The 22,291-nt window shown below is 64.3% G+C and carries 20 protein-coding genes and 1 riboswitch; of the genes, 12 read left to right on the top strand and 8 right to left on the bottom strand.

Going from position 1 to position 22,291, the window contains the following annotated elements:
* The first annotated feature begins 6 nt into the window (after nucleotides 1-6).
* The 4 genes from BMX94_RS02255 to BMX94_RS02240 all read left to right on the top strand — a co-directional run bounded on the left by BMX94_RS02255 (nucleotide 7) and on the right by BMX94_RS02240 (nucleotide 4,722).
* The gene (locus tag BMX94_RS02255; RefSeq protein ID WP_286159989.1) at nucleotides 7-753 is read left to right on the top strand and encodes a class I SAM-dependent methyltransferase; all 747 of its coding nucleotides are present in this window, start codon (nucleotides 7-9) and stop codon (nucleotides 751-753) included.
* A 132-nt stretch (nucleotides 754-885) separates the two neighbouring features.
* The gene (locus BMX94_RS02250) at nucleotides 886-2,046 is read left to right on the top strand and encodes a CobW family GTP-binding protein (RefSeq protein ID WP_091002989.1); all 1,161 of its coding nucleotides are present in this window, start codon (nucleotides 886-888) and stop codon (nucleotides 2,044-2,046) included.
* Between the two features lie 6 nt (nucleotides 2,047-2,052).
* Complete coding sequence (locus BMX94_RS02245; protein WP_091002987.1) at nucleotides 2,053-2,736, top strand: hypothetical protein; 684 nt, start codon at nucleotides 2,053-2,055, stop codon at nucleotides 2,734-2,736.
* Between the two features lie 159 nt (nucleotides 2,737-2,895).
* A complete protein-coding gene (locus tag BMX94_RS02240) occupies nucleotides 2,896-4,722 on the top strand; it encodes an adenine deaminase (protein ID WP_091002985.1) in 1,827 nt (608 codons plus the stop codon).
* 94 nt (nucleotides 4,723-4,816) lie between these two features.
* Here the strand turns inward: BMX94_RS02240 and yfbR are convergent, their stop codons facing one another.
* A complete protein-coding gene (gene yfbR, locus BMX94_RS02235) occupies nucleotides 4,817-5,419 on the bottom strand; it encodes a 5'-deoxynucleotidase (RefSeq protein ID WP_091002984.1) in 603 nt (200 codons plus the stop codon).
* Between the two features lie 94 nt (nucleotides 5,420-5,513).
* Here yfbR and BMX94_RS02230 point away from each other — a divergent pair, with 94 nt between their 5' ends.
* Entirely contained in the window at nucleotides 5,514-6,137 is a 624-nt protein-coding gene (locus tag BMX94_RS02230) for a flavodoxin family protein (protein ID WP_091002982.1), read from the top strand.
* Nucleotides 6,138-6,160: 23 nt separating this feature from the next.
* Here the strand turns inward: BMX94_RS02230 and BMX94_RS02225 are convergent, their stop codons facing one another.
* From BMX94_RS02225 to BMX94_RS02210, 4 genes are all read right to left on the bottom strand, one after another.
* Entirely contained in the window at nucleotides 6,161-6,955 is a 795-nt protein-coding gene (locus tag BMX94_RS02225) for an energy-coupling factor transporter transmembrane component T family protein (RefSeq protein ID WP_091002979.1), read from the bottom strand.
* A 2-nt stretch (nucleotides 6,956-6,957) separates the two neighbouring features.
* The gene (locus BMX94_RS02220) at nucleotides 6,958-8,805 is read right to left on the bottom strand and encodes an ABC transporter ATP-binding protein (RefSeq protein WP_091002977.1); all 1,848 of its coding nucleotides are present in this window, start codon (nucleotides 8,803-8,805) and stop codon (nucleotides 6,958-6,960) included.
* On the bottom strand, nucleotides 8,806-9,417 hold the full coding sequence (locus BMX94_RS02215; RefSeq protein ID WP_091002975.1) for an ECF transporter S component: 612 nt from the start codon (nucleotides 9,415-9,417) through the stop codon (nucleotides 8,806-8,808).
* Between the two features lie 7 nt (nucleotides 9,418-9,424).
* Nucleotides 9,425-9,561, bottom strand: a riboswitch (FMN riboswitch).
* 62 nt (nucleotides 9,562-9,623) lie between these two features.
* Entirely contained in the window at nucleotides 9,624-10,616 is a 993-nt protein-coding gene (locus BMX94_RS02210; protein ID WP_091002973.1) for a hypothetical protein, read from the bottom strand.
* Nucleotides 10,617-10,762: 146 nt separating this feature from the next.
* Between BMX94_RS02210 and murB the strand changes: the two genes are divergently transcribed.
* Together murB and BMX94_RS02200 are read left to right on the top strand one after the other, a co-directional pair.
* Nucleotides 10,763-11,698, top strand: a complete 936-nt coding sequence (murB, locus tag BMX94_RS02205; protein ID WP_091002972.1) for a UDP-N-acetylmuramate dehydrogenase — start codon at nucleotides 10,763-10,765, stop codon at nucleotides 11,696-11,698.
* Between the two features lie 524 nt (nucleotides 11,699-12,222).
* On the top strand, nucleotides 12,223-13,074 hold the full coding sequence (locus BMX94_RS02200) for a hypothetical protein (protein ID WP_143052245.1): 852 nt from the start codon (nucleotides 12,223-12,225) through the stop codon (nucleotides 13,072-13,074).
* Nucleotides 13,075-13,322: 248 nt separating this feature from the next.
* Here BMX94_RS02200 and BMX94_RS02195 read toward each other — a convergent pair whose 3' ends face one another.
* Nucleotides 13,323-14,687 carry a PFL family protein gene (locus BMX94_RS02195; RefSeq protein ID WP_091002968.1) on the bottom strand — a complete coding sequence of 455 codons (1,365 nt, stop codon included), beginning with the start codon at nucleotides 14,685-14,687 and terminating at the stop codon, nucleotides 13,323-13,325.
* A gap of 168 nt (nucleotides 14,688-14,855) precedes the next feature.
* Entirely contained in the window at nucleotides 14,856-15,506 is a 651-nt protein-coding gene (locus BMX94_RS02190; RefSeq protein WP_177171292.1) for an HAD family hydrolase, read from the bottom strand.
* Nucleotides 15,507-15,631: 125 nt separating this feature from the next.
* Between BMX94_RS02190 and BMX94_RS02180 the strand changes: the two genes are divergently transcribed.
* Nucleotides 15,632-16,147 (top strand): DUF1653 domain-containing protein, encoded by a 516-nt coding sequence (locus BMX94_RS02180; RefSeq protein WP_218138442.1) that lies wholly within the window; start codon nucleotides 15,632-15,634, stop codon nucleotides 16,145-16,147.
* Nucleotides 16,148-16,165: 18 nt separating this feature from the next.
* Nucleotides 16,166-16,543 carry a peptide chain release factor family protein gene (locus BMX94_RS02175; protein ID WP_091002962.1) on the top strand — a complete coding sequence of 126 codons (378 nt, stop codon included), beginning with the start codon at nucleotides 16,166-16,168 and terminating at the stop codon, nucleotides 16,541-16,543.
* A 220-nt stretch (nucleotides 16,544-16,763) separates the two neighbouring features.
* On the opposite strand, the gene BMX94_RS02170 is transcribed toward BMX94_RS02175, so the two are convergent.
* Nucleotides 16,764-17,402 (bottom strand): TMEM175 family protein, encoded by a 639-nt coding sequence (locus BMX94_RS02170; protein ID WP_177171291.1) that lies wholly within the window; start codon nucleotides 17,400-17,402, stop codon nucleotides 16,764-16,766.
* A 134-nt stretch (nucleotides 17,403-17,536) separates the two neighbouring features.
* Between BMX94_RS02170 and BMX94_RS02165 the strand changes: the two genes are divergently transcribed.
* The 3 genes from BMX94_RS02165 to BMX94_RS02155 all read left to right on the top strand — a co-directional run bounded on the left by BMX94_RS02165 (nucleotide 17,537) and on the right by BMX94_RS02155 (nucleotide 22,238).
* Nucleotides 17,537-18,406 (top strand): MurR/RpiR family transcriptional regulator, encoded by an 870-nt coding sequence (locus tag BMX94_RS02165; RefSeq protein ID WP_091002953.1) that lies wholly within the window; start codon nucleotides 17,537-17,539, stop codon nucleotides 18,404-18,406.
* A gap of 281 nt (nucleotides 18,407-18,687) precedes the next feature.
* Entirely contained in the window at nucleotides 18,688-21,786 is a 3,099-nt protein-coding gene (locus BMX94_RS02160) for a glycoside hydrolase family 3 C-terminal domain-containing protein (protein ID WP_091002950.1), read from the top strand.
* Nucleotides 21,786-22,238 (top strand): hypothetical protein, encoded by a 453-nt coding sequence (locus BMX94_RS02155; protein ID WP_091002947.1) that lies wholly within the window; start codon nucleotides 21,786-21,788, stop codon nucleotides 22,236-22,238. The genes BMX94_RS02160 and BMX94_RS02155 overlap by 1 nt, the downstream gene beginning before the upstream one ends.
* Nucleotides 22,239-22,291 lie beyond the last annotated feature (53 nt).

The raw sequence follows: 22,291 nt of genomic DNA, 5'->3' as shown, positions 1-22,291 counted from the left end.
GCGCTGGTGGAGGGCCTGGTAATAGAGGTTGGCGCCGGCGGAAACGACGCGCGCGCCCAGGAGCTCGCGGAACGCCTTGGCGTTGCCGTGGCGCCTGCGGGTACGGCTGCGGCCACAGGCGGGATGCGCCTTCTGGTGGGCGAGAAGGGCCTCTCGCTCGAGGGTGACGGGATGTCTCTTGCCGCAGACCTCTCGCGCATGGTGCCGCGCCTTCGTCCGGGAAACCTTGGCCGCGAGCTGGTGGTGCGCGCCGCACGCATCCGCGGGGCCGCGGGCCCGCTCACGGCTGTGGACGCCACGGCGGGGATGGGGGAGGACTCGCTGCTCCTTGCCGCGGCGGGCTTCTCGGTCACGCTCTTCGAGCGCGACCCCGTGATCTGTGCGCTGCTGGGCGACGCCCTTGTGCGTGCGGCGGCCAACCCCGCGCTGGCAGAGGCAGTCTCGCGCATGGAGCTTCGCGGCGAGGACTCCGTTCCGGCGCTGCCTGCGCTGGGCTTCAGGCCTGACGTGGTCCTTCTCGACCCCATGTTCCCCGAGCGCCGCAAGAGCGCGGCCGTCAAGAAGAAGCTGCAGCTCATCCAGAGGCTTGAGCGCCCGTGCGATGACGAGGGCGGCCTTATGGACGCCGCCCGGGCGGCAGATCCTCGCCGCATTGTGGTGAAGCGCCCGGCCAAGGGGCCATGGCTTGCGGGCGAGAAGCCCAGCTACGCCATTGCTGGCAAGGCTATACGCTACGATTGCTACGCGCTGTGAGGGGCGGCCGCGCGGCCAGGGTGCCGTGGGCCGCGTCCTTCTCGCCCCTCAATCTCACCACACGCATGCCCTAGACTCTTCCAGTTCAGCAGATACGTCGCCCGCGCCAAGCGCTGGCAGAAGGGGGCACGCATGCCCACGAAGGACACTACGACTCCGGTCAAGATCGTCATGCTCACCGGCTATCTGGGGGCGGGCAAGACCACGCTCCTCAACCACATCCTCGCCAACGACGAGGGCATTCGCGCCGCTGTCATCGTGAACGACATCGGCGAGATCAACGTTGACGCGAGCCTCATCAAGAACGGCGGCCTCTCCGCCACCGACAGCCTCATTCCCATGAGCAACGGCTGCATCTGCTGCACGCTCGCCTCCGACCTTGCGCAGCAGCTCACGTCCATCGCCGAAACCGGCGACTTTGACTACATCATCATCGAGGCCTCGGGCATCTGCGAGCCCATTCCCATTGCCTACACCATCTCGTCCATCTGCGACCAGACCAAGGGCGGCACCGCGCCGCTCGACCTGGACAACATCGTGGCCGTGGTGGACTGCGCCCGCATGTATGACGAGTTCAACGGCGGCCACGCGCTTCTCGCCGACGACATCGAGGAGGACGACGTCGAGAGCCTGCTCATCCAGCAGATCGAGTTCTGCACCACGCTCGTGCTCAACAAGTGCGATCGCGTGACGCCCGAGCAGGTGGCCGAGCTCAAGGCCATCGTGCGCGGCCTGCAGCCGCATGCGCGCATCGTCGAGGCCGTGAACGGCAACGTCCCCATGGACGAGCTGCTCAACACTGGCCGCTTTAGCTTTGACGAGGCGTACGGCTCGGCCGCGTGGGCCGACGCCATGGAGCACCCCGAGGAGCACGAGAACCCCGAGGTTCTGGAGTACGACGTCTCCACCTTTGTCTACCAGCGCCGCCAGCCCTTCGACTACCACGCGCTCTCCGAGTTTGTGAACAACTGGCCCGAGTCCGTGATCCGCGTCAAGGGCCTCATGTGGGTGAACAACGACCCGGACATGTGCTACGTCTTTGAGCAGGCCGGCCAGCAGTTCACGCTCACCGAGAACGGCCAGTGGGCCGCGCTCATGCCGGCAGACGAGCTTGCGCGCAACATGGCCGAGGTGCCTGAGCTGCGTCGTGACTGGGATCCCAAGGTGGGCGACCGTATGGTGCGTCTCTGCGTGATTGGCCGTCACATGGACAGCGAGGCCGTCGAGCGTGGTCTTGACGCCTGCCTCACCACGTGGGAGGGCGAGACGCCCGCCGTGGACGGCTTGGAGTAGGTTCGCGTGGGCGAGCGTGACGAGACACGCGTGATGGGCGTGGGCGGCGGCCGTGGCGTCGGGGTCGGTCGAGATGCCGACCCCGACGCCACGGTGTACGCCGGGCCTGGCGCCGGCCGCGGTGCGGCCGTCGGCCGAGCCGCCGACCCCGACGCCACGGTGTACGCGCCACCGCCCGCGTCGTCTCGCACTGCCCCAGCGCCGCGGCGTGCTGCGGAGCCCGTGCGCAACGCCGTGCCCTCGCCTTCACAGACGAGCTACTACGGCTATGGCTACGGTGGCGCCGCCGGATCTGGAAGCCGGGGCAACCATCGTGGCCCCAACCTTAAGCGCATCACGCTCGTGCTGGTGGGGGCGCTGGTTGCGCTTATCGTCTTTGCGGTGGTCTCTAGCTGCGTGAGCGACGCTGTTTCGAGCATGGCCGCGGGTGCCTCGAGCGGCGCCGCGTCGGGCAGTGCCACCACGACAACGAGCAAGACGGGCACGCCCACGACGGGGACCGGTGGCTCCGGTACCCCCAAAAGCACTGGTTCCAGCTCCGATACCGGCATCGACCTGGATGGGGTTACGGAAACCTTGGGGAGTGCGGCCGACGCCGCGAAAGAGGTAGCACAGGACCTCGGAGACGTGGCGCAAGGCGTGGTATCCAAGCTGCCTTCCCAGGTCAAGGGGCTTCTCTCGTCTCGTTAGGCAATGTCTGCGGAGTGCGGGCTTCTCGCCACATTGTCAGTCGATGCTGCGTACCCCGAACGAGCCTTTGCATACCGCTCGCGGAATCGTTGCCGCAGTGCAACGTGGGGCTGCTAACGTTTTGACAATTTAATAAGCCGGGTGTCGAGAGGGGCTGCCATGCTCAATCGCTTCTGCAAGTCTCCGCTGTGGGAATGCAATCGCACGCTCATCCGTGTGGCCCAGGGTCAAGAACCCGCCGACCTCGTCATTCGCCACGCACGGCTGGTAAGCGTCACCACGCACGAGATTCTCGACAACGCAGACATCGCCATTGCCGCTGGGCGCGTTGCCTACCTGGGCATTGACGGTCACACGGCAGAGCACTGCATTGGCGAGAAGACCACTGTCATCGATGCTGCCGGCAGCTTTGTGGCGCCGGGCTTCATGGACGGTCACATCCACGTTGAGTCCGCCATGGTGGGGCCCTCCGAGTACGCCCGAGCGGTGGTTCCGCACGGTACCACGGGAATCTACTGGGACCCGCACGAGGCCATGAACGTCGCCGGGCTTCCCGCGCTGAAGGAGCTCATCCGCGACTCCGAGCGCGTGCCGCTCAAGTGCATGGTCACGCCGGGATCCTGCGTCCCCGCGGTTCCGGGTTTTGAGGATACTGGTTCGAAGATTGATGACAAGGACATCCGCGAGACCATGGGGTGGGACGCTGTGGTGGGCCTTGGCGAGATGATGAACGACCCCGGCGTCCTCTCCTGCGACGAGGGTCCGCTCACCGAGATGGACGAGACGCTCAAGGCCGACAAGACCTTGACCGGCCACTTCACGGTGCCAGACACGGACCGCCAGCTCAACGCCTACATTGCCTCCGGAATCTCCTGCTGCCACGAGTCCATCACGCGCGACGAGGCGCTCGCGAAGCTCCGCCTGGGCCAGTACGCTCAGCTGCGCGAGGGCTCGGCCTGGCAGAACCTCGAGGAGCTTGCGCACGTTATCACCGACAACAACATCGACACACGCCACGTTAACCTCGTCTCCGACGACAACCACCCCGAGACCCTGGTCTCCGAAGGACACCTCGACCGCATCCTGCGCAAGGCCGTGGAGTTTGGCATCGATCCCGTCTCGGCCATCCAGATGGTCACGATCAACGTGGCGGACTGCTTTGGCATGGCGCGCGACCTGGGGTCCGTCACGCCGGGCAAGTGCGCCGACCTCGTTATTCTCGAGGACCTCAAAGACTTCCGCGTGACGCACACCTTCATCGACGGCGAGCTTGTGGCCGAGGACGGCGCGGCGCTCTTCTCGCCCGAGCCCTACCCCTGGCCAAACTTCATGTTCAACTCAATGCACGTGGCGGGGGAGATCACGCCCGAGACCTTCCGTATTCCCGCCGTCCACGCCGACGGCACGCCCATCGAGGGCGACCACGCGCTGGTACGCGTGATGACCTCGAGTGCGGGCTCCACGATTACCAAGGAGGAGCACCTCGAGGTGCCCGTGGTCGAAGGTTGCCTGGAGTGCTCGCCCCAAGACGACATCCTCAAGGCCTTCGTCTTTGAGCGCCACCACAACACGGGCTCGTTTGCCTATGGCTTTGCCAAGGGCTTTGGCATCCATGGCGCGCTTGCGCAGACCGTGGCCCACGATGCCCACAACCTGCTGGTTGTTGGCGACAACGACGAGGACATGGCCCTTGCGGCAAGTCTGCTTGTGGAGTGCGGCGGAGGCGAGGTGGCCGTCGAGGACGGTGTGGTGCTCGGCCAGGTGAAGCTGCCCGTCTTGGGCCTCATGAGCCCCAAGAGCGTGGAGGAGGTGGCCGCGGAGGTCCGTGGCGCCGAGAAGGCCTGGGCAAAGATGGGCTGCACGATGCCCTCGCCGTTCATGACCATGGCGCTTCTCTCGCTTGCCTGCATCCCCGACCTGCGCCTCACCAACCGGGGCTACGTGGACTGCCACAGCTACCAGTTTGTCCCGGTGGTCGTGGAGTAGGCGAGAAGGACGTGCGTTTCCGGGGCGGCGGCGAGGGCCGCGCCCCGGGAAGCCCCGGAACGTCTCGTCCTGCTGTCCCGCGCTGCCCGCGCCCCTAGAGCAGCTGGTCGAGCGTCTTGCCGTAGCTCGGGAGGAACTCCTCCACAAAGTCGGCGACCTCGGGCAGCTGCGAGGCCATCTCGTCCACCTTGGTGCGTATGCCCTTCTCGGCAGTCTTGAACTCGGCGTTTCCGGACTGCGCCTCGTCGACACACTTGATGAGGGCCGAGATCTTGTCGGCAGCCTTCACCAGCCGACGCAGGTAGACGTCGTCTGCGTCGGCGGGGTTGCCGCGGAAGATTGCCTCGTACGTGGGGCGCAGATCTGCCGGCAGCGTGTCGAGCAGGGTGTCCTCGGCCCCGTGCTCCACGTCCTTGTAGGCGTCGCGAATGCCGCGGTTGGCGTACTTCACCGGTGTGGGCATGTCGCCCGTCACAATCTCGGTGGTGTCGTGGAAGAGACCGATGAGTGCGGCCTTCTCGGCATCTAGGTGGCGCCCGTAGCGAACGTTGCCCAGCGTGGCCAGGCCGTGCGCGATGGCCGCCACCTCGAGCGAGTGCTCCGAGAGGTTCTCCGGCCGCGCATTGCGCATGAGCGCCCAGCGCTCGATGTACTTCATCCTGGAAACGATAGCGAAGAACGTGGACTGTTCCGCCATTTCAACCCCTCCTGCCGAGTTCGCGTCGCTCAATGGTACGCTCGAATGAGACAAGGGGACAGTCCCTTTGTCTCATTCGAGAGAGGGAACGCACATGAAGGTCCTTATGCTCAACGCAGGGATTAGCCCCAAGGGGAACACCGGCATCGCGCTTGCGGAGGTCGGCCGCACGCTTGCCGAGCAGGGCATAGACTCCGAGGTCTATCACCTGCCGCTCACGCCCGCGCGCGACTGCGTGAGCTGTGGCAAGTGCTCCAAGCTCGGCCGCTGCGTCTTTGACGATGACGGCGTGAACGAGTTTGTCGAGAAGGCCGCGGCTTCGGACGGCTTTGTCTTTGGCACGCCCGTCTACTATGCGCACCCGGCCGGCCGCGTGCTGTCCTTCCTCGACCGCGTCTTCTACAGCGAGCATGGCCAGTTTGCCTTCAAGCCCGGTGCCTGCGTGACCGTGGCGCGACGCGGCGGCTGCACGGCCTCGTTCGACGTGATGAACAAGTACTTTGGCATCGCCAACATGATCACGGTGGGCTCCTCGTACTGGAACATGGTCTATGGCGCCAAGACCGGCGAGGCTGCGCTGGACATCGAGGGCATGAAGACCATGCGAAACCTGGGCCGCAACATGGCATGGCTGCTCAAGAGCATCGAGGCCGGACGCGCGGCCGGCGTGCCCGCGCCTGAGGTCGAGAGTGGCAGCTGGATGAACTTCATCCGATGAGACAAAGGGACTGTCCCTTTGTCTCATCCCAGCGCGACGAGAAGGGAGATTGCGGCGGCCGTCGCCACAAAGGCAACGGCGTCGCGCGCCCCAAAGCGCAGCGGATGCCAGTGCGACCGCGTGCCGCCGCTCTCGTAGCAGCGTGCGTCGAGGGCGCGCGCGAGGTCGTCGGCGTGGTGCATCGAACTCGCCAGGAGCGCCACGAGCACCGAGCCAACGGCGCGCAGACGACTGCCCACGCTGCCTCGTGCAACCTCGCCGCCGCGCGCAACCTGGGCGTCCATGATGGCCGAGGCGTCGTTTGCCAGCGTGGGGATAAAGCGCAGCATGAGCGAGAAGACCATGGCCAGCTCGTGGCCGGGAAGGCCCAACTTCGTGAGCGGCGAGCATGCGGCATCAAAGGCGTCGCCCAGCTCGGTGGGCGTGGTGGTAAGCAGGAGCAGCGCGCCCACCACGATGGCCGAGAACGCGCGCACGGGGTAGAGCACGGCCGACCATGCGCCGCCCGTGGTTATGGTCACGGGTCCGGCGGCGAGAAGCACGCTGCCGTCGCGAATGAGCAGCAGGTTAAAGACGGCAAGGACGAGAAGCACCCAGAGTACGCCCCGCACGGACGAGAGAACCTCGCCAGCCGGGACCCGCGCCGCCGCAAGCAGTGCAAGCACGCAGGCCACAAGCGCTACCAGCCCAAGCGGCGAGTGCACGAAAAACGTGGCAATCATGAGGGCAAGCGCACAGGCCGTCTTTGTGCGGGGGTCGAGGCGGTGGATGGGGGAGTCAGCGGCGTAGTACTGGCCCATGGAGATGCGAAGCGCCATGACTACTCGTCCCTTCCCTCGGCGGCTGCGGGTGTGCTGGTCGCAGGCGCGCTGGTTGTTGCACAGACGATGGCATCTGCCAGGCCTTCGTTGGTGAGGGGCTCGCCCAGAGGCGCACAGCCAGCGTCCTCCATCGCCCGCGCGAACGCGAGCGGCCGGGGAATTCCCAATCCCATGTCGTGGAGCTTCTCGGCATTGTCTGCCGAGAACACCTGGGCCGGCGTACCCGTAAGCACCACGCGCCCGCCGTCGAGCACGGCCACGAGGTCTGCCCGCGCGGCGTCCTCCATGGCGTGCGTGACCTCGACGAGCGTGGTACCAGTGGCGTTGAGGTCACAGAGGATGCGCCGCAGGTTGCGGCGGCCACGGGGGTCAAGTCCCGCGGTGGGCTCGTCCAGCACGAGAAGGTCCGGCTCCATGGCGAGGATGCCCGCAAGCGCGCAGAGACGCTGCTGGCCTCCGGAAAGCTGGAACGGCGACGCGTCGTCCTTGCCCGAGAGGCCCACGAGTGCGAGTGCCCGCCGCACGCGCTCCTCAACCTCACGGGGGGAAAGTCTCAGGTTGGTGGGCCCGTACGCCACGTCTGCCGCGACGGTCTCGGCAAAGAGCTGCCGCTCCGGGCGCTGCATCACGTAACCCACGCGGCCATGAAGCTGGCGCCTGTGCTTGCGGTCGGCCGTGGTGAGGCCATCCACCTCAATGCGCCCCTGGTCAGGCACCTCGAGGGCGGCAACAAGCCGCAGCAGCGTCGACTTTCCCGAGCCCGTCTGCCCCACGAGCGCAACGTGCGCGCCGCGCGGCACCTCGAGCGTCACGCCATCGAGCGCGGCGGGCGTGGCATTAGCGCTTCGGCGTCGGCGGCGGGACTGCTCGTAGGAAAAGTGCACGTCCTCCGCGAGAACCACGGGTGCTGCGGTGGGGTGGGGCGTCGTAGCTGCGGCGGGACGCACCTGCCGGCAGCCGTGGCCGCCCGTCCTTCTCGCCAGCTCGTGGAGGAGGACGTCCTCGTCGCAGGTCCAGGCAACGTCCATGCCGCGCTCTTGCAGCTGCGATGAGAGGCGACCTGCGAAGGGCTCCTCAAGGCCGAGCGCGCGAATCTCGTCCACGTGCGAGAAGACCTCCCGCGGCGTTCCCGCCAGGGCAACGTGACCGTGGTCGAGCACCACCACGCGGTCTGCGCCAAGCGCCTCGTCCATGAAGTGGGTCACGTGGACCACGGTGCACCCAACGCCGCGGAGCTTCTCGACGACCTTCATGACGGAGCGCCTGCCGCGCACGTCGAGCGAGGATGACGGCTCGTCGAGCACCAGTACGCGGGGCTCCATGGCAAGTGCGCCGGCGATCGTCACGCGCTGGCGCTGGCCGCCGGAGAGACGCGCCGGGTCGGCCTTGGCGTAGCGCTCCATCGCAACGCGATGCAGCTCGCGGCGGACGAGGTGCTCGATTCTCTCGGGCGGAAGGCCCAGGTTCTCGGGCCCAAAGGCCACGTCCTCCTCGACCACGCTGGTTACGATCTGGTCCTCGGGGTTCTGGAAGACCAGACCCAGCTTGCGACGCGCGCGACGGTAGGCGTCAAAGTCTGCGGCGCCGTTGACAAAGACCTTCTCGCCCACAAGTGTGACGTCGCCCGCGTCGGGGGCGAGAAGCCCGCAGACCACCGAGGCGAGCGTGGACTTGCCCGAGCCGTTGGCGCCCAGCACGCAAAGCCGCTCGCCCTGTCGCACGTCGAGCGAGACGCTGTCGAGCGCCCGCACGTCGCCGTACGCAACCGTTATGTGCGCGAGCGAGACGATGGGCGTCTCGCTCGCGTTTGCGCTGGTAGCTGCTGTGTCTGTGGTCTCTTGCGGCATCTAGCGGGCGTCTCCTGCGCTATTCGCCGCGGGGGCTTCGACGCCCATGGCCTTGAAGACCGGTCGCATGATGAGGACAAAGACAATGCAGTTGATTGCGATCTTGATAATGTTGAAGGGGAGAAGCGCCGGCACGATGAGGGCAACCACGGCGTCGACGGGCATGCCGGTGTAGAAGGGCGTCACGATGAGGTTGCCCACGATGCAGGCCGCGAGGCACACGATGCCACCCGTGACTAGCCCGATGATGACGCCGCGCATGGTGCGCTGCTTGCGGTAGATGAGAGACGCGGGCATGACCAGCGCGAACGTTGCGAGGGTTGCCATGACCATGCCGTAGACGCCGCTGGTCGTGGCGATGTGCACCAGGTACGGGATCACGGAGACCACGGCGCCGGTTGCCGGGCCAAACGCAAAGCCGGCGATGAGGGCGACGATGCCCGAGGGGTCGTACTTGAGCCAGGTGACCCCGGGAAGGATGGGGAACTCGAGCAGCAGCGTGCAGATGGCAGACATAGCGCAGAGAAGTGCGGTGACCGCGATGCGACAGGTGTCCCAACCCGAGGCTGCGTGCGTGGAGTGGCTTGCGTTGCGCGATGAAATGGTTGCCATAGCGGCATCTCCGTTTCTTCCATCCGGACTGTAACCGTTGGTCCTGGAATCTCACCAGGTCAGCCGCCTTTTTAGCGGGTCGCGGACTCCGCGCATGCGCGCGTCACCACCAGTGGGGAATTTCACCCCGCCCTGAAACTGTCAGAGGCACTATAGCACGTGAGGATTCATGCGCAAGAGTTGCCTACGGCTTTGGAGCAAGATCGCTACGCGTTTGCGCTTTCGGCGCCCTCCGCAGGGGTGTTGGAGGCGGAGCTCGTGTCCTTGTCGGCGCGCGTGGGACGGATGCCCGGGAACAGGAGGAGTGCGGCGGTCACCCACACTGCGGCACCGAGCGCGACCTCCACGGCGTAGATCCAGGGGTTCTGCCAGGGCACCAGGAAGGCGAGAAGCACCACGGCACCCGCGGGCGGAAGCCAGGTGCGCAGGCCGTTCCAGGCGAGCACGAGTGCCGCGAACGCGAACGCCGCCACGAGCGGGCTGGGCAGGCCAAGGGTGACCACGGCATTTCTCGCCAGCGTGCCTATGACACCTGCGACGGCAAGCACCGCCCAAGCCCGCCAGGGACGCAGGCGCAGCGTGAAGTCGGGGCGCGTGAGCTCGGTGTAGGCAACGAGCAGCGGCGGGACTGCGAGGAAGGGATTGCCGGTTGCGTAGGCGGGTGCTGCGAACAGCGCAAACACAACCAGGCGGCGCGTCCAGCTGGCAAGTGCCTTCTTGGCGGGCAGACGGAAGGGCTGGTAGTCGATGGGCTCGCGCAGGCCAGCGCGCTCGAGGGCAACCTGGCCCAGCTCGACGAGAGCTACCAGCACGAATACCGCCACGGGGTAGACCCAGGAGTCGGTGCCCAGGAGCATGGGGAGGATCGCTGCCGAGAGCATGGGGGTCATGTCGGCGCCGACGACGTTCATGCACAGGGCACAGAACGCATAGCCGATAACAGCGCGAACCGGCAGCGGAATGCCAGGGAAGGCGAGGTTCATGACCAGGCCAAAGACGGCACCCGCGGTCATGAGGGCAAGCATGCGGGGCCGGTTGACGTTCCAGGCCTGCCTAGGCTGGATCCATGCGCCGCAGAGGATGGCGGTCATCTCGGGGAAGAGGACCTCTGGCGAGCCGGTGAGCACCGAGGCGCCCACCATGGCGACGACAAAGACCCCGGCCAGAAGGATGGGCAGCCAGCGCTTTTGAAATGACATGCGGAACGGCCTTCCGTGTTTGTGGTGTCGGGAGTGTAAGCGCAGGATGAAGGCATGCGCACAACATCCAACATCGTAGCCCACCTTGCTATACTCAAGTGCCAAGCGCGTGTATGCGGCGCGCAAAACCCAAACTGAGGAGCAAGATGTCCGAAAGTGGCACTACCGGCGACGACCACTTGCAACCGCTCGCCTGGAAGCTTCGCTCGATTGTTGGCGAGGACAACGTCCTGATTAACGAGCCAATGAGCGAGCACACTACGTTCGAGATTGGCGGTCCGGCGGATTTCTTCGTGATTCCCGAGGACTTTGACGAGGTTCATGACGTTATCGATGCCTGCAAGCAGGCTGGCGTGCCCCACTTTGTGCTGGGCCGCGGCTCCGACCTTCTCGTTTCAGACGAGGGCTATCGCGGTGTGATTGTCGCTGTGGCCGATGGGCTCGTGGGCGTGAGCGTCGACGACGACGAGATGTGGTGCCAGGCTGGCGTGACCCTGCGCGAGGCTTCCGAGATGGCGTGCGAGCTGGGGCTTTCCGGCCTCGAGTTTGCCTGCGGCATTCCCGGCTCCATTGGCGGCGCCTGCTTCATGAACGCTGGGGCGTACGGCGGCTGCATGGCTGACGTCCTCAAGAACGTGCACGTGCTGCACCAGGACGGTCACGAGGAGACCATTCCCGTCGATGAGCTTGACCTGGGCTATCGCCACAGTCGTATTGCGGACGAGGACATGGTGGTCCTCTCGGCAACCTTCGACCTCGACCGCGGCGACCCCGAGAAGATTCGCGAGACCATGGACGAGCTCACGCGCAAGCGCGAGGAGAAGCAGCCGCTCGAGCTGCCTAGCGCTGGCTCGACGTTCAAGCGTCCGGAGGGCTACTTTGTGGGCAAGCTTGTGACCGACGCCGGCCTGCGCGGCTACCAGGTGGGCGGCGCCGCTGTCTCGAAGAAGCATGCCGGCTTTGTGGTTAACCTGGGCGGCGCCACGGCAGCGGACGTGCAGGCGGTAATCGCGCACGTGCAGGATGAGGTCGAGCGCCAGTTTGGCGTGCGTCTCGAGCCCGAGGTTCGCTTCCTGAGGTAGCGCTCCAGGAGTGCTGTGCGCGCTTGATGGCACGTTCTTACGGTTGGTGGCAGTTTTTCGGGGCGTCCCCGAGTATTGGACGGCTCTGGTTCCGCGGAACCGCAGGTCAGCGATTTGCGACTCTGGCTGTCTCACATAAGGTGTTTTCCGATTACTGCCACCAACCGTCATTTCTTGCAATGACTGCTCAAGAACCTAAGAGCAAGGGCCTTCGTGGGTGCTGCCTTAGAAACTGACGGTTTTCTGTCGATATTCCTATTCCGCCTTATGCGTAGGTCTACCTGCGCGTTCATACGTTCATCACGACAATTCTCTCCCTCTAGCTGCGGTGTCAGTTTCGTGTAAGCGCCTCACGAACGTGCTTGGACTCCGCGCGTTATTCTCAGCCAACAAACATTGAGGGGGTTGAGATGAGCGTCGTTCTGTGTCACGAATCTGCTCTAAGGTATTGGCTTACGAAGACCTGTAACGAGGCAGTTCCATCTGTGAGTCCTTGCCAGAGTCTTTCGTTCTCAAGTGCCAATATGCGTGACGTGCTCGGTGATGCGCTGCCTTTTGCCTGTTCAGAGCGACGACCATTGCACGTTTTGGTGAGCGATTCCGATTCGGTTCGAAATCAGCGAAGCCTAGTTGCGCACCGATGGGGCGGCGTGTTGCCGCCTGGTTCGTTCTACGAACTCTCCGGCTCCAACCTTGTTTGTTCACCCGAGTTTACATTTCTGCAGATGGCGCCTGGGAAGCCTTTGCGAGAGATCGTGGAGATTGGCGACTACCTGTGTGGCCTGTTTTCCATTGGCGACTCCGGTTGCGGATATACAGGCCAGCGCGATGCGCTAACAACGCCCGAGTCAATCGCTGGTTTCCTCGACCACGTTTCTGGAGCATATGGAGTCAAGCAGGCGCGCCGCGCGCTGCGTTATGTCGTTGAGCGCACGGCATCGCCTAGAGAGATCATGCTTTGCAGTGCCCTTGCTCTTCCCAAGTCGGAGGGCGGCAGGGGGATTCGTCGCATAGTCGCAAACCAAGAGGTCAAGGTCCCCGAGCACCTGTGGGAGTTTGCGGGTACCGACAGCTTCTACTGCGACGTGTATATCCCCAGCTCTCGCGGCGATGTGGAATATGACAGCGAACAGTACCACACGGGCCGCTACCGGCTGGATCACACACAGAAGCGCAGAAACATCCTGGAGGTTTCGGGCATCAAGACGATGTCGGCCACGCCTGGCCAGCTCAGCTCTTTCGAGTACTTTCAGAACTTTATGTGGATGCTCAACAAGAGATTTGGCCTCAGGGAGCGGGGGCTCGCGGATGCGCACCTCGAGGCTCGACGTGACCTGTACGAATTCTTCAGTGACCCTCGCCGCGCCCTTTTCTAAGCGCCCGGGGCGTGAGTCAGATACCCATTGCAAGAAATGACGGTTGGTGGCAGTAATCGGAAAACACCTTATGTGAGACAGCCAGAGTCGCAAATCGCTGACCTGCGGTTCCGCGGAACCAGAGCCGTCCAATACTCGGGGACGCCCCGAAAAACTGCCACCAACCGTAAAAATGTGCCATCAGAGGGAAAGCGCAGGGCTTGAATGACGCATAAGAGGCACCTTTGCGAGCCCCGCTTTGCCCCGTCCTAGTTCTTCAGGCTGTTGAGCGGCGCGGGGAAGCGACCGCCTCGGTGCGCCAGGACGTTCCCGGCAAAGCGGTTCACACTCATGACCGGCGCACTGCCAAAGAGACCGCCAAACTCCAGCGTGTCGCCGTCCTTGTGGCCAATCGCGGGAATCAGGCGCACGGCTGTAGTCTTGGTGTTGATGACGCCGATGGCCATCTCGTCGGCGATAATGCCGGCAATTGCCTCCACGGGCGTGTCACCAGGGATGGCAATCATGTCGAGACCCACGGAGCACACGCTGGTCATGGCCTCGAGCTTCTCGATGCAGAGCGACCCGTCCTCGGCGGCGCGAATCATCCCGGCATCCTCAGAGACGGGGATAAAGGCGCCGGAGAGCCCGCCCACGCTGGAGCTCGCCATGACGCCGCCCTTCTTGACGCAGTCGTTGAGCAGCGCCAACGCACAGGTGGTGCCGGGGCCGCCGCACTCGCCCACGCCGATGATCTCGAGGATCTTCGCCACGGAGTCGCCGGCAGCGGGGGTGGGCGCAAGCGACAGGTCCACGATGCCCTTCTCGACGCCCAGCCGGCGCGACGCCTCGCGGCTCATCAGCTCGCCGGCGCGTGTGATCTTGAACGCCGTCTTCTTGATGGTCTCGGCGACTTCCATGAGGTTTGCATCGTCGGGCAGCTGCTCCAGCGCCGCCGCCATCACGCCCGGGCCGGAGACGCCCACGTTAATCACGGCGTCGGCTTCGCCGGTTCCGTGCACCGCGCCGGCCATGAACGGCGAGTCCTCCACCATGTTGGCAAAGACCACGAACTTCGCCGCGCCGTAGCAGTCGATGTCCGTGGTGCGGCGCGCGCACTCGAGGATGGTCTGGGCCGAGAGAAGCACGGCATCCATGTTGATGCCGGCCCTGGTAGAGGCAATGTTTAGCGAGGAGCAAACGCGCTCGGTGGTTGCGAGCGCCTCGGGCACCGAGTTGATGAGGCGGCGGTCGGCGTTGCCGATGCCCTTCTGAACCAGCGCAGAGAAGCCGCCCATGAAGTCGATGCCCAGCGTCTGCGCGGCGCGGTCCATGGCGTGCGCGATGGGGGAGAGGTCTTCGTCTGCGCAGCCTGCCGCCACCTGTGCGACCGGCGTCACCGAGACGCGCTTGTTCGCAATGGGGATGCCGTACTCGGAGGCCAGATCGTCGGCAACGGAGACGAGGTTCTCGGCTTGGTGCGTGATGCGGTCGTAGATCTTGTCGCACATGCGATCCATGTCCTCGTCGGCGCAGCCTGCGAGCGAGATGCCCATGGTGATTGTCCGGAGGTCGAGGTTTTGCTCCGTGACCATGGCAAGCGTCTCGGATACTTCCTGCGGCGTGATGTCCATCTGGGCCCCTTTGCTGTGACTGCTGGCTGTGCCACGTCATTATAGGTGAGCCGGTGTGACGTTCGAGCCGCAGTATGCAACAGGAAAAGGCCTTGCAAAGTAGGGTGAGCGCTGTTGGCGGGGGCCGCCCGCGCCGCGGCAAGGGGCCGCCCGCGCCGCGCACGGCCTTTACCAGCGCAGCTCCTTGAACGACGAGAACCGCTCGTCTGCGGCTGGGAGCTCCTGCGGCACGCATGAACCTGTGAACCCCAGCGTGTAAACGCCCGCCGCCTGTGCCGACGCAACTCCCGAGGGCGAGTCCTCGAACGCCACAGCCTCCGCGGGCGCCACGCCAAACGCTTCGAGCGCGTGGTCGTACGGCTCTGGGTTTGGCTTGTGCTGCTCGACGTCATCTCCGCCAATCACCAACTCGACGAGGTCGGCAAGGCCAACGCGCGCAAGGCCAGCCTCTACGAGCGCGTGCCGCGTGGTAGAGACCACGGCGATGCGTGCGCCCGCCGCACGCAGCCGCTCCATGACCTCGCGCGCTCCAGGGGATACCTTGATGGGGAGCTCCCGGTAGATGATGTCGCTCGGCCCGCGACGGGCAAAGAACTCGGCGGCGCTTACGTCCATGCCGTGAGCGCGGAAGAGCGCGGGGATAGACTCCAAGCCGTCGGTCCCAGCCAGCGAAGCCTTCTCGGCCTCTGTTGGCTCGATGCCGTAGGAGGCGTAGGCCTTCTCGTCCAGCTCGATGCCAAAGCGCTCGGTGTCTGCGAGCGTGCCATCGAAGTCGAAAAGCGCCGCCTTCACGCATGCCGGCCGATGCGGCTTCCCCATGCTTCCTCCCGTATTCCTCGATTTCGCGTAGGGTTCATTGTAGTGTGTAGGGGCAGTTCGTCCGAAGCGATTTGCGCCGCGAGGGGCGCAGAATGGTGCCATGGTTTTGTGACGTTGGGAGCGACATGGGCAAGGGCAAGAAGCACGGCGACAAGGGTGCCAAGAAGGACGTCATCTGCGGTTGCAAGCATGTGACCAGGGCGGATGTGGAGGCCGCGGTTGCTGCGGGCGCGACGGGCTTGGCTGACGTCAAGCGCATGACCGGCGCCGTAACCAAGTGCGGCAAGTGCAAGGGCCGCGTGAAGGCGTGCCTCGACCAAGCGCTTGAGGCGCGGGCCGCAGCGGGAGCCGCCGCGCCGGAACCCGAAGCGGCGCCGGAACCCGAAGCGGAGAATCACCTGGTCATTCACGGGATTTACCGACACTTCAAAGGCGACTTCTACCTTGTCGAAGACGTGGCGCACGATTCCGAGACCGGCGAGGAGGTCGTGGTTTACCGCAAGCTCTATGGGGACGGCTCGCTTTGGGTCCGACCCAAGGAGATGTTCCTCTCGCCAGTTGACCGCGAGAAGTACCCGGAGGTCTCTCAGTACTGGCGTTTTGAGCTGCAGCACGTGGAGAGCGTGGCTCGAAGGGCTTAGGAGGTAGGCGGTTGACACATGGATAAGAGGTTTACATACCAAGATTATGCCCGCTTTGCCCACCTAGGCAGTTCGGAGCTTGCTCGCCAGTGCGTGGCAGAGGCGTTTCGGGCTACAGGCCCGGGCGGCCAAGGCGTCAACACCACCGACTCGGCCGTGCGCATGCGCCACGTGCCCACTGGCATAACCGTGGTGAGCAGGGAGTCTCGCAGCCAGCTCCAGAACAGGGAGCGCTGCCTCGAGAAGATCCATGCCGAGCTGCTCCGGCGCTCGCGGCGGCCGAAGAAGCGTCATGCAACCAAGCCTACCAGGGCATCTGTGCGTCGGCGACTTGACGAAAAGGGTAGGCGCGGGGTGGTAAAGCGCCTTCGGCGACGTCCTGGGATGGACGAATAGGGCAAAGGTGGTAATGCGTGCTCGACCAATTCCGGGTGCTACGGGTTGGTGGCCCCGCTCCGATGCATAATTTTGCTTTATCGGACGGCTTCTGGCTCCCGGCTGCATAAAAGTGGTCTATCGGACAGTGCTTTTTACCAACTATCATCAATAATTTAACTAACCCACGGGCACGAACCTCTTGATCCGGACCCGGGCCCGGGTCAAGAGCGCCGGGTCCTTAGCCCTCCTCTTCCTCCGCGAGGAAGTCGAGCAGTCGAACAATGCGCAGATCGGGGACGATCCACAGCAGAAATGCGACGACCACCGCCACTAGAGCGATGTGGGACTTTGGGAGGACAAGGGCGAGTACCAGCGCAATTGCCTCAAGCCCAAGGGTAAGTCGCTCCTTGAGGAGGGAACGCTCCTCGACCATCGCGCGGCGCTCCATCTCTCGGTCGTTTGCTGGATTAGGTGGGCACGAACGGCTGAGGTTTCGTCGGATGACACGCTCCAGGTTCATGTAGGCAACCGAGACCAGCATGTTCACTATCACGTAGCAGGTGGTGGGCAGCGCGGCGAACTCCGTCTTTTGCATCCAGTCGGTTGCCAGCGGAAAGAACGAGAGGACAAAGAGAAACGCGAGGTTCGACCAGAGCATGCGGCCGGTCACGCGGTTGACCAGCTTGAGCAGGTGATGGTGGTTGTTCCAGTACGTCCCCACGCCAACAAAGCTCACGGCGTACGCGGCAATGGCCGGCAGCAGCCCTAGCAGGTCGGTAAGCTCGTCGCCATCGGGTGCGGTGATGCCCAACACCATGATCGTGATAATGATGGCAATCACACCATCGCTGAACGCTTCCATCCGGCCCTTGTCCATACGTCCTCCCTCGCTGCAATCACGGCGCATTCAGGATAGCGCGAGCGTGCCCCGTGCGGCGGGAGCGCCCGCCGCGATGGCGCTCGCGGCCCCCCGCGGTGCTACCCTAGAGGTCTATCCAGAGAGGGGTCGCCATGACAGGAAGCGAGAGCCGCGGAGGCGTCGTTGACGCAATTCTTCAGCGTTACGAGGACCTTTCCGACGCCGAAAAGGCCGTTGCAGATTTTATCCTCACGCACAAGGGAACGGTATCGTCCCTCTCGGCGGTCGAGATTGCCCGTCTCTCGGGCATCTCCAACACGACGGTCTCGCGCTTCGTCCGCTCGCTCGGCTATGCAAGCTTCGCCGACATGCGCTACGCCCTCGCGCGCGAGGAGACCGCCAGCAAGGAGCGCTCGTTCGACGACTCCCGCGGCATAGGCCTCTCCGACGTCCAGGGCTCGCTCGACTACGTGCTCGAGACCAAGGTCGAGGAGCTGAGAAGCACGTTTGCCGCGCTTAGTGAGGAAAGCGTCGTCAAGGCAGTGGGCATCCTCTCCTCCGCACGCATCGCGATGTTTGTGGGCGTGGGCAGCTCTCTGCCCGTCGCGCAGGGCTCCGCCATCAAGTTCTCGCAGGCAGGTGTCAACGCCATCTCTCCCTCCACGAGCGACGGCGCAATGATTACCGCCTCGCTCATGCATCCGGACGACTGCCTGGTGGTCATCTCGAACTCCGGCCGTTCGGACCGACTGCGCAAGATCATGAGCAACGCCATCGACCGAGGCGTCTCCACCATCGTGATCACGCGCAACGCAGAGTCACCGCTCGCCGAGCGTGCGGACGTCGTCCTCAAGGTGGTCTCGCGCGACCACCTGCTCGTGAACGACTTCGACTTCTCCCACAACTCCATCAACTACGTGCTGGAATCGCTTCTGCTGCTGCTCTTCCACAGCTCGCGAGACGCCAACGAGTACAACCTCGAGCTCTTCAACCGCACCATCGCAAGCGAGAAGGAAGGCTAGCGAGAAGTCCAAAGCGCAAGCTCCTGGTACGCCTGCGGGCGGCGCTTCCCCAGGGGGCGCCGCCTGCATCTTGTATCATCGCATCACGGAGATAGGCTTCGCAACGCGCTCGCGGGCACGCACATACCATTGACGGAAAATCGTTTTCACAAAAATAGATAAACATGGCATTCTTTTTTACGAAAAACGGCACAGATGCCGGAAGAGCTGGCCGCGCGTCTAGTCGCGGGGGCGACCGTTGCCACACGGCCAGCAATCACGCAGTTGGAGGGAGCAATCGGATGGGGATAGAACAGAAGCAGGTCACGCGCCGCGGTGCTGTGGCCCTCGCACTGTCTGCCGGCCTCGGCCTGACGGGCATGCACGGCGTAGCTGATTCCTGGAGAGGAACCATCGACTCTGCGCTGGGCACGACAAGCACCGAGCAGACCGCGGACGACAAGTTCGCGCCTAGCCTCGCCTCGACGGATGACCTGGTGAAGGCCCACGAGGAGCTGGGCCGCCGCGTTGGTCAGGAGGGCACCGTCCTCATGAAGAACGAGGGTCAGGCGCTGCCGCTTGCCAAGGGCTCCAAGCTCACGCTCCTGGGCATGGGCTCGATGTATCCCTTCCTGGGCGGCAAGATGGGCTCGACGATCACCACGGATGCCGCCGTCGACCTTGTTTCTGCCCTTGAGCAGGGTGGCTTCGAGATCAACCCCACGATGACCGACATCTACGAAACCCTGGGCGCCGTCGAGGACACCGCGGCGGCAAACCCCACGCCGTGGATGCAGTCGGTTGCCTACAAGTACCGCCCCGCAGGCTTTGCCACGCCGTACGTGCCCAACGAGCCCTCCTTTGACACCTATGTGAGCGAGGGCGGCGCGAGTGAGGACTTTGCCAGCAGCTTTGCCGAGTACAGCGACGCGGCAATCGTGGTGCTCTCCCGCCCCGGCTCGGAGGGCAGCGACTACTATCCCGGCGCCACTGGCATCGATGTCGAGACCTACGGCACAAAGAACCCGCTGGGCATCTGCACCAACGAGCTCGCGCTCATCCAGCTTGCCGAGGAGAACTTCGACAAGGTCATTGTGATGGTGAACAGTGGCTCGACCATGGAGCTGGGCGACCTCAAGGATGACCCCAAGATCTCGGCGATCATGAACATCGGCTTCCCCGGAGCCTACGGCACCCTGGGAATCGCGGACATCCTCAACGGTACCGTGAGCCCCTCCGGCTGCCTGGCGGACACCTATGCCACGGACACCGCCATGGCCCCGGCGTCGCAGAACTTCGGCTCCATCAAGATCGCCGACACGTCGATGGTCACCTGGCCCGACTCCCGCATGGGCGCCATGGGTACCGACATCGCCGGCGGCTTCCTCGGCGGAGAGAACAGCACCGCGTCGGCCTACTATGTGGTGGAGGCCGAGGGCATTTACACGGGCTACAAGTACTACGAGACCCGCTACTACGATTCCGTCATTGGGGCGGGCAACGCAACGGGCGCGGCCGGCGCGTCCAACGGCGCCTCCTCGTGGAACTACGACAACGAGGTTGTGTATCCGTTTGGCTATGGCCTCTCCTACACCACCTTCCAGCAGACGCTCGACGACGTCCAGGTGAACGCGGACGAGAAGACCGTCACTGCCAAGGTCACCGTAACCAACACCGGTTCTGTTGCCGGCAAGCACGCCGTCCAGCTCTACGTCTCGGCGCCCTACACGGACTACGACAAGAAGGCTGGTGTCGAGAAGTCCGCCATCCAGCTCATTGGCGTTGCCAAGACCGACGAGCTCAAGCCGGGCGATGACCAGCAGCTCACCATCACCGCCGACCTCTACGACATGGCGAGCTGGGACTCCAGCGCCAAGGGCGGCAACGGTGGCTGGATCCTCGACGGAGGCGACTACTGCTTTGTCCTGGGCGAGAACGCCCACGCTGCCGTGAACAACGTGCTGGCAGCGCAGGGCAAGGGCACCACGGGCGACACCTCCCAGGCGAGCATCAAGCCCCTTGGCTCCGAGGGCTCCGTTGACGAGTCGACGCTTGCCAAGTCCAAGAACGGCACCGAGATCGCAAACCAGCTCGCGAGCGCCGATGTGAACTACTACCTGCCCGGCTACGCCACGCAGCTCTCGAGGAGCGACTGGAACGGCACCTTCCCCCGCACCTACGATGACCTCACCATTGGTGGTGACAAGCAGGAGGAGTGGGTCAAGAACCTCTGCTGCGAGGAGTACCAGATCACGCAGAACGGCGAGGTCGCAGACGTTGACGGTGCCCCTGCCGGCCTCACCCTCTCAAGTCTCGCGGGCGATGACAACATCGACGACGCCCAGTGGGACAAGCTCGTCGACGAGATCCCCGTGGACACCCTCTTTGCGAAGATCATCAAGGGTGGCAGCCAGTCCGACGTTATCCCCGAGATCGAGAACCCCGTGGTCTACCAGAACGACGGCCCCAACGGCTTTGGCACCACGCTCTCTGGCCGCGGCCTGCACACCGACGACGCCAACGCTGCCTACGTCCTCAACACCATGGCAAACGAGACGACCATCGCGAGCACCTTCAGCGAGGACATCGCCAAGAGCTGGGGCGAGCTTCTCGGCAACGACGGCCTTTGGAGCGGCAACTACCTCCTGTGGGGCACAGCCGCGAACCTGCACCGCTGCCCCTACAACGGTCGTAACTTCGAGTACTACTCCGAGGACCCGGTGCTCTCGAGCCTCATGTCCGCACGCACGGTCGAGGGCGCGCTCGAGTATGGCATCATCATCGGCCCCAAGCACTTTGCCTTCAACGACCAGGAGACCAAGCGTGCTGGCGTCGCCCCGTACATGACGGAGCAGAAGGCCCGCGAGGGCGAGCTTCGCGCTTTCCGCGCCTCCTTCGAGGATGCGGGCGCCCTTGGCGCGATGACCGCCTTTGGCAGGATCGGCGCGACCCCCGTCAACGGCTCCTGGGGGCTTCTCCGCAACATCCTGCGTGGCGAGTGGGGATTCAAGGGCCTCATGTCGACCGACATGGTGAACAACCCTGGCTACTTCCGTCCCGAGACCTGCATCTATGGTGGCGTAACGATGATGGCCGACTTCTCGACTGACGAGACACTCGCCGACGTCCAGGAGAGCTGGCCGTACATGACCCACGACCTTATCGCCAGCGATGCGACGCTCGTCGAGTACGCGCGCCAGAACATGAAGTACCAGCTCTACGCATTCGCCCAGAGTGCTGCCCAGAACATCAAGACCGTAAAGGTCACGCCCTGGTGGGAGATGGCGCTCAACGGTGCCACGGTGGCTGGCTACGGACTCGCTGCAGTGTTTGGTGCGCTCTACGTCCGCGATGCCGTCAAGGGTGCGCATGACGCCACGGAAGCCAAGGAGGAGAACTAATGGGAGCTGACAAGAAATCCATGGGGGCGGCTGGCGTCTTCAATGTCATCGTCTGCCTGCTGAGCATTGTGACGTTCGTGCTCTACGTGATGAACGCGACCCGCGCGTACTACGTCGATCTCAACCCGGTCATCGCGGCGCTGCTTGTTGTGGCGATTGTCGCGGAGGTGGTTGTCCTTGCCGTCGGCCGCGGAAAGGGGAGCCCCGCGACGGCCGTCCTCTCTGACGTGCTGCGGGTTGTTGTCCCCTGCTGCCTTGCGGTTGCCGGCGTGATGTTCATCTCCGCGCGCGTGGAGTCTCTGGCTCAGGTCCTTGGCTCGAACCTCGAGCTTGGCAACGTGGAGGCGCACGAGGCAGCAACCCAGGCCGTTGCGGTTATCGTCGTGTCGCTGCTGGCCTGGCTCCTCTCCGTGGTCGCCGCCTTCATCGGCCGCGGCAAGAGCGCAAAGTAGGGCCCTTGGCCGACGGTCGTTCGTCGGCGAGAATTGACCGTACTGGGCGGGCA

This window comes from Olsenella sp. KH3B4, from assembly GCA_900111695.1.
Lineage (GTDB): Bacteria > Actinomycetota > Coriobacteriia > Coriobacteriales > Atopobiaceae > Tractidigestivibacter.
This window is presented reverse-complemented; position numbering and strand designations above follow the sequence as displayed.

Excerpts from the sequence above, each read along its gene's own strand:
- BMX94_RS02250 (WP_091002989.1), top strand. The coding sequence starts at position 886 with ATGCCCACGAAGGACACTACGACTCCGGTCAAGATCGTCATGCTCACC.
- BMX94_RS02240 (WP_091002985.1), top strand. The coding sequence starts at position 2,896 with ATGCTCAATCGCTTCTGCAAGTCTCCGCTGTGGGAATGCAATCGCACG.
- yfbR (WP_091002984.1), bottom strand. The coding sequence starts at position 5,419 with ATGGCGGAACAGTCCACGTTCTTCGCTATCGTTTCCAGGATGAAGTAC.
- BMX94_RS02230 (WP_091002982.1), top strand. The coding sequence starts at position 5,514 with ATGAAGGTCCTTATGCTCAACGCAGGGATTAGCCCCAAGGGGAACACC.
- BMX94_RS02225 (WP_091002979.1), bottom strand. The coding sequence starts at position 6,955 with ATGGCGCTTCGCATCTCCATGGGCCAGTACTACGCCGCTGACTCCCCC.
- BMX94_RS02220 (WP_091002977.1), bottom strand. The coding sequence starts at position 8,805 with ATGCCGCAAGAGACCACAGACACAGCAGCTACCAGCGCAAACGCGAGC.
- BMX94_RS02215 (WP_091002975.1), bottom strand. The coding sequence starts at position 9,417 with ATGGCAACCATTTCATCGCGCAACGCAAGCCACTCCACGCACGCAGCC.
- BMX94_RS02210 (WP_091002973.1), bottom strand. The coding sequence starts at position 10,616 with ATGTCATTTCAAAAGCGCTGGCTGCCCATCCTTCTGGCCGGGGTCTTT.
- murB (WP_091002972.1), top strand. The coding sequence starts at position 10,763 with ATGTCCGAAAGTGGCACTACCGGCGACGACCACTTGCAACCGCTCGCC.
- BMX94_RS02200 (WP_143052245.1), top strand. The coding sequence starts at position 12,223 with ATGCGTGACGTGCTCGGTGATGCGCTGCCTTTTGCCTGTTCAGAGCGA.
- BMX94_RS02195 (WP_091002968.1), bottom strand. The coding sequence starts at position 14,687 with ATGGACATCACGCCGCAGGAAGTATCCGAGACGCTTGCCATGGTCACG.
- BMX94_RS02190 (WP_177171292.1), bottom strand. The coding sequence starts at position 15,506 with ATGGGGAAGCCGCATCGGCCGGCATGCGTGAAGGCGGCGCTTTTCGAC.
- BMX94_RS02180 (WP_218138442.1), top strand. The coding sequence starts at position 15,632 with ATGGGCAAGGGCAAGAAGCACGGCGACAAGGGTGCCAAGAAGGACGTC.
- BMX94_RS02175 (WP_091002962.1), top strand. The coding sequence starts at position 16,166 with ATGGATAAGAGGTTTACATACCAAGATTATGCCCGCTTTGCCCACCTA.
- BMX94_RS02170 (WP_177171291.1), bottom strand. The coding sequence starts at position 17,402 with ATGGACAAGGGCCGGATGGAAGCGTTCAGCGATGGTGTGATTGCCATC.
- BMX94_RS02165 (WP_091002953.1), top strand. The coding sequence starts at position 17,537 with ATGACAGGAAGCGAGAGCCGCGGAGGCGTCGTTGACGCAATTCTTCAG.
- BMX94_RS02160 (WP_091002950.1), top strand. The coding sequence starts at position 18,688 with ATGGGGATAGAACAGAAGCAGGTCACGCGCCGCGGTGCTGTGGCCCTC.
- BMX94_RS02155 (WP_091002947.1), top strand. The coding sequence starts at position 21,786 with ATGGGAGCTGACAAGAAATCCATGGGGGCGGCTGGCGTCTTCAATGTC.